This is a genomic window from Micromonospora sp. NPDC050686 (assembly GCF_040654475.1).
Lineage (GTDB): Bacteria > Actinomycetota > Actinomycetes > Mycobacteriales > Micromonosporaceae > Micromonospora.
This window is the reverse complement of record NZ_JBFAID010000055.1, coordinates 38,774-44,773: the sequence shown is the minus strand read 5'-3', so window position 1 is coordinate 44,773 and position 6,000 is coordinate 38,774. Positions and strand designations below refer to the sequence as shown.

5 protein-coding genes are annotated in these 6,000 nt (G+C 75.4%); 3 read left to right on the top strand and 2 right to left on the bottom strand.

The features are described from left to right. Window positions 1–152: 152 nt before the first annotated feature. Together AB0H57_RS27025 and AB0H57_RS27020 are read left to right on the top strand one after the other, a co-directional pair. Window positions 153–2,273 (top strand): RecQ family ATP-dependent DNA helicase, encoded by a 2,121-nt coding sequence (locus tag AB0H57_RS27025; protein WP_357511146.1) that lies wholly within the window; start codon window positions 153–155, stop codon window positions 2,271–2,273. A gap of 188 nt (window positions 2,274–2,461) precedes the next feature. Continuing rightward, window positions 2,462–3,502: a hypothetical protein gene (locus AB0H57_RS27020; protein WP_357511144.1), complete on the top strand. Its 1,041-nt coding sequence runs from the start codon at window positions 2,462–2,464 to the stop codon at window positions 3,500–3,502. An 8-nt stretch (window positions 3,503–3,510) separates the two neighbouring features. Here AB0H57_RS27020 and AB0H57_RS27015 read toward each other — a convergent pair whose 3' ends face one another. Then, window positions 3,511–3,927, bottom strand: coding sequence for a helix-turn-helix domain-containing protein (locus AB0H57_RS27015; protein WP_357511142.1), 417 nt, complete (start codon window positions 3,925–3,927; stop codon window positions 3,511–3,513). Window positions 3,928–4,120: 193 nt separating this feature from the next. Between AB0H57_RS27015 and AB0H57_RS27010 the strand changes: the two genes are divergently transcribed. After that, a complete protein-coding gene (locus tag AB0H57_RS27010) occupies window positions 4,121–4,540 on the top strand; it encodes a hypothetical protein (protein ID WP_357511140.1) in 420 nt (139 codons plus the stop codon). A 45-nt stretch (window positions 4,541–4,585) separates the two neighbouring features. On the opposite strand, the gene AB0H57_RS27005 is transcribed toward AB0H57_RS27010, so the two are convergent. After that, entirely contained in the window at window positions 4,586–5,731 is a 1,146-nt protein-coding gene (locus AB0H57_RS27005) for an SAM-dependent methyltransferase (protein ID WP_357511138.1), read from the bottom strand. Window positions 5,732–6,000: the final 269 nt, after the last annotated feature.

The window sequence follows — 6,000 nt, the reverse complement described above, 5'->3', positions numbered from 1 at the left end:
CCTCGGTCTCGTTGTCGCTGCGTCGCGGTGATCCCGTCGACATTCTTCATCCGCCGGTCCCCCCCGCTCAACAGACGTCTGTTGAGCGGGGCCCTCTCCTATACAGAATGCGTTAACCGGGGCCCCCTCCTTGCACCTGGTAGAAATGCCGGATGGGTGACGATCGGGCGGCGGTACGGGAGCGGGCCGAGGCGGTGCTGCGCCGGTTGGCCGGCGAGCACGCCCGGCTGCGGGAGGACCAGTGGCGGGCGATCGAGGCGCTCGTGGTGGACCGGCGGCGGGTGCTCTGCGTGCAGCGCACCGGCTGGGGCAAGTCCGCCGTCTACTTCGTGGCCACCGCGCTGCTGCGGGAGAGCGGCGAGCATGGCCCGACGGTGATCGTCTCGCCGCTGCTGGCGCTGATGCGCAACCAGGTCGAGTCGGCGGCGCGCGCCGGCATCCGGGCCCGCACCATCAACTCGGCGAACCTGGACGAGTGGGACGAGATCACCGCGGAGATCCACGCCGGGGCGGTGGACGTCCTGCTGATCAGCCCGGAACGCCTGAACAACCCGGACTTCCGCGACTCGGTGCTGCCGAAGCTGGCCGCGACCACCGGGCTGCTGGTGGTGGACGAGGCGCACTGCGTCTCCGACTGGGGGCACGACTTCCGGCCCGACTACCGACGGCTGCGTACCTTCCTCGGCAACCTGCCGGAGCGGACGCCGGTGCTGGCCACCACCGCCACCGCCAACACCCGGGTCACCCAGGACGTGGCCGAGCAGTTGGGCGACGCCCTGGTGCTGCGCGGCACGCTCGACCGGGAGTCGCTGCGGTTGGGCGTGCTCGACCTGCCCAGCCCGGCGCACCGGCTGGCCTGGCTCGCCGATCACCTGGACGGGCTGCCCGGGTCGGGGATCATCTACACGCTGACCGTGGCGGCGGCCACCGAGACCGCCGAGTTCCTGCGCCTCCGAGGCTGGTCGGTGGCCGCGTACACCGGGCAGGCCGAGGACGCCGACCGCCGCGCCGCCGAGCAGGACCTGCTGGACAACAAGATCAAGGCGCTGGTCGCCACCAGCGCGCTCGGGATGGGCTTCGACAAGCCGGACCTCGGGTTCGTGGTGCACCTCGGCGCGCCGCCCTCGCCGATCGCCTACTACCAGCAGGTCGGCCGCGCCGGCCGGGCCGTCGAGCACGCCGAGGTGCTGCTGCTGCCGGGCGTCGAGGACGCGGCCATCTGGCGATACTTCGCCTCGCTGGCGTTCCCGCCCGAGGAGCAGGTCCGGGCGGTGCTCGCCGCGTTGCCCACCGACCGGCCGATGTCCACCCAGGCCCTCGAACCGATCGTCGACCTGCGCCGGGCCCGGCTGGAGCTGATGCTGAAGGTGCTCGACGTGGACGGCGCGGTCCGCCGGGTGCGCGGCGGCTGGCTCGCCACCGGCGAGCCGTGGGTCTACGACGAGGCCCGGTTGCGCCGCGTCGCCCAGGCGCGCACCGCCGAGCAGCAGGCCATGCGGGAGTACGCGGCCACGTCCGGCTGCCGGATGCGTTACCTGCGGGAGTGCCTGGACGACGCCGGGGCGGGCGACTGCGGCCGGTGCGACAACTGCGCGGGCGCCCTGTTCGGCACCGAGGTCTCCGCCGCCGCGTTGACCGCCGCGCAGACCTTCCTCGGCCGCCCCGGCGTGGAGATCGCTCCGAAGAAGCTCTGGCCGACCGGCCTGGAGGCGGTGGGCGTACCCCTGAAGGGCCGGATCCCCCCGACCGAGCAGGCGCTGCCCGGCCGGGCCGTGGGCCGGCTCTCCGACCTCGGCTGGGGTGGGCGGCTGCGCGGTCTGGTCGGGCCGGAGGCGGCGGACGGCCCGGTCCCCGACGACGTGGCGGCGGCCGTGGTCGAGGTGCTCAAGGCCTGGGCGCACGGCGACGACCCGTGGCCGCGCCGCCCGGCCGGCCTGGTGGCCGTCGGCTCCCGCACCCACCCGGCGCTGGTCGACTCGCTGGCCGAACGGATCGCCACGGTGGGCCGGCTGCCGCTGCTCGGCCGGGTCGTCCCGACCGGCCCGCCGGGCGCCGGCGGCCCGCGCGGCAACAGCGCCCAGCGGGTACGCGCGCTGCACGACGCCTTCACCGTCCCGGACGAGCTGGCCGGCGCCCTCGCCGCGTTGGACGGGCCGGTGCTGCTCGTCGACGACCTGGTCGACTCGGGCTGGACGGTGGCCATGGTGGCCCGGCTGCTGCGCCGGGCCGGCGCCCCCGACGTGCTGCCGCTGGCCCTGGCCCTGGCCGGCTGACCCCGCCCTCGGCCTGCCTAACTCGGCCGACTGGCCCGCCCGGCGCGGTGTCGCTCGTGGCACGCCCGCCGTGAAACCTCAGGGTGGGCAGGACGGCCGGACAGTTCCCGGTGGGCGTCGATTGCGACCATCGCCACGACCGGCCGTGGTCGGCGGGACGGGCCGGGCCGCGCCGGTACCGTGAGCCTATGCCCGAGCAGCTCTCCGTCCCGCACCCGCCGGTGGGTGGGGAACGGCCGGCGCCCGCCGACCGCCACCCGGACGACCCGCCGGGCGACGGGAGCCCGCAGCCGGACGGGGTGGACCGGGGCACGCTGCGGTTGGCGCTCACCGTCGGCGGTCTGGTGCTCGCCGTCCTGCTCGGCTTCGGCCTCGGCCGGGCCAGTCCCGGCCCGGATGCGCGGACCGGCGCGACGCCGGCCGGCGCCACGGCCGCCGGGAGCACGTCCGGCGGGGAGCACAGCCACGCGCCGGGCACCGGCGCCCACCAGCACGGCTCGGCCGTCGCCGGCCAGCCGGACCCGGCCGCCGCCGACGGGTTGTCGGTCAGCGCGTCCGGTTACACCCTCGCTCCGGTGAGCGCGGACCTCACCGCCGGCCGGGCCGGCGAGTTCCGGTTCCAGATCCGCGACGAGCGGCGGCGCCCGGTCACCCGCTTCGCCATCGTGCACGACAAGCCGCTGCACCTGATCGTGGTGCGCCGGGATCTCACCGGCTACCAGCACCTGCATCCGGCCATGGCGCCGGACGGCACCTGGTCGGTGCCGTTGACCCTGGCCGAGCCGGGCGTCTGGCGGGCGTACGCGGACTTCACCGCGGTGGCCGACGACGGCCGGCAGACCCCGGCGACCCTCGGGGTGGACCTGGCGGCCCCCGGCGACTACCGGCCCCGCCCGCTGCCCGCCCCGACCACCACCACGACCGTCGACGGCTTCACCGTCGGCTACCGGGGTGTCCCGGAGGTCGGCACGGCGGTGCCGCTGGCCTTCACGGTCCGCACCGGCGACACCCCGGCCGCGCTGGAGCGTTACCTCGGCGCGTACGGGCACCTGGTGGCGCTGCGCGAGGGCGACCTCGGTTACCTGCACGTGCACCCGGAGCCGGCGCCGGCCGGGGACGCGGTGACGTTCTGGCTCACCGCCTCGGGGCCGGGACGCTACCGGCTCTATTTCGACTTCCAGGTGGCCGGCGTGGTGCGTACCGCCGAGTTCACCGTCACCGTGAGCTGACTCGGCGGTCAGCTCGCCCGGCGGATCGGGCGGCGGGCCAGGTAGCGCAGCAGGTCGCGGATGTGGTGCTTCTCCTCGGCCGGCACGGTGGGGTCGGCCAGCCGCTCCAGGATCACCCGCACGTCCGCCTCGACCGGCGAGTCGTCGGCGCGGCGGCGCGGCGGGGTGCCGGCGTCGGGCAGGCCCAGCGCCCGGAACGCGGCCGCCACCGGCAGGTCGAGGGCGGCGCAGAAGCCCCGCACCTTGGCCAGCTCGGGGTAGTCCTGCCAGTCGCCGGCCAGCCAGCGGAAGACCGTCGAGCGGCCGACGCCGGTGTGCGCGGCGAGGTCGGTGACCGTCCAGCCACGCTCGCCGCGCGCGTCGTCGATGGCCCGACGTACGAAACGGGCGAAGGCCATCTGCGGCGATACCTCTGCGGCTGCCATGTCCCTGTGGGATCTTCCCTTTTCGGCCGACCGGACGGTGCGCCTACGAGACTAGTACGGCGTCTCCTTCGCGCAATTGCCCGATCATCCCATCCACTGGACATCGACGCCGTTTGGCCAGGTGTTTGCTTGTCCCGCGTCAACTAGTGTCGGTGGCGACGCCCGCAGGCCGATCGAACCGCGGAGGAGCAGCATGGCCGAAACGACCCGCCCGCTGCCGCACCGCCCGGGTGCGGTGAGCCTCCTCTTCGTGGGGAAGGCCGCCGTCTTCGCCGCCGGATTCTGGAGCTGGCTGCTCGTGCTGGTGCTGGCCGGTGGCCCGGCGACCGGCGCGGCGGTCTTCGCCGCCACCGGCGCCGTCGCCACCACCCTCGTCGGCGTGATCCTCGGGTGCCGGCTGGCCCTGCAACGCAACGCGGCGGAGCGGCACGCCGAGCTGAAGCGGCTGCTGGTCGACATCTCCTGGAACGCCTTCACCGCCGCGGGCAACGCCGACGCCCCCGCCAAGGTGGTGCCGTTCCCGACCCTTTCGCCGGAGGGCGACCGGCCCGCCGAGCGGGCCCCGGGCGAGCGGGTGTCCGCGTTCGACCGGAGCCGGGACCGCCGCCGCTGACCAGGCGGGCTCCGGGGCGGCGACCGCCGCCGCTGACCAGGCGGCTCAGCGCGGCGCGAGCAGCGTCTCCAGGCGTGGGGTCAACTGCCACTGCTCGACCAGCGTCCGGTATTCCGCCCGCTGCTCCGGGGTCGGTGCCGCCCCGGTACGCCGGGCCCGGATCAGCAGGTTGCGCGGGGTGTGCTGGGAGTCGACGAACTCCACCACCTCGGCCCGGTAACCGTGCAGCCGGAGCAGCGCGGCGCGTACCGAATCGGTGAGCACGTCGGCGAAGCGCTCGCGCAGGATGCCCTGCCGGGTGAGCAGCTCGTACGGCGCGGGGGCGGGCCGGGAGCGCAGCTGGGCGGCGAGGTCGTGGTGGCAGCAGGGCGCGGCGAGCACCCAGCGGGCGCCCCAGCGCACCGCCCGGGCCAGTGCCTCGTCGGTCGCCGTGTCGCAGGCGTGCAGCGCGAGCACCAGGTCCGGTGCCGGCTCGACCACCGCGTCGGCGATCGTGCCGGCGACGAACCGCACCCGGTCGGCCCAGCCCAGCCGCTGCGCCAGTTTTGTGTTGCGCCGGCGCTGGTCCTCGCGGACGTCCACCCCGACCAGTTCCACGGCCAGGCCCCGCTGGGCCAGCCAGCGGTACGCGGCGAAGGTCAGGTACGCGTTGCCGCAGCCCAGGTCGACCACCCGCAGCGGCCCGTCCAGGTCGTCCGGCAGGGTCGCCGCCAGCGCCCGGAGGAACGCGTCGACCTGCCGCCGCTTGGCGGCCGACCCGCCGATCTCCGCGAAGAGCGGGTCACCCGGGTCCAGCAGCCAATCCTTGGCCCGGTCGTGCTCCTCGGCGGCCGGCGCCGGCCGGTCCGCCGCCGCCCGGTGGACCTGCGCCTCGCCGGACTTGGTCACCCGGAGTTGCAGGGTGGCGCCGGTCGTCTCCACGTGCCAGTTGCCGAACGGCTCGGCCAGCAGCGCGTCCACCGCCGCGTCGGCCTCCGCGCCGGGGGAGACGTTGCGGGTGTACGGGCGGCTCCCGTCCGAGGTGGAGATCTGGATCCGGGGCCCCGCCTTCAGGGTCACCGGCCGCAGCTCGGCGCGGACCACCGAGGGGCGCTGCCCCTTGCGGCGCCCGGCGGCCACCGCCCGGGTCAGGGCGGGGTCGAGCAGCAGGGCCCGGACCTCGGTCAGGGCGGCGTCCAGTGGTTCCGGCATAGCTCCATCATCCTTCCCGGCTGACGGCTCGCCGTCGCCAGCCGCAGGTGGGTGCGGGTCCCGCCGCCTTTGCACTGCTGCAGCGGAGGCAACACCGCGCGGCCAAAAGTGTTGCGCCGGCTGAAGCAGAGCAAAGCCTGCCGGCTCGGCAGCCCGGCGTCGACGTTCCGCGAGCTGCCCGGCGTCCGCGAGCTGCGGGTCGGGGCCGGATCGCGTCCGGCGGCCACCGGACGCAGAGTGCGACATCCCCCGTACCGGAGCAGCCGGCA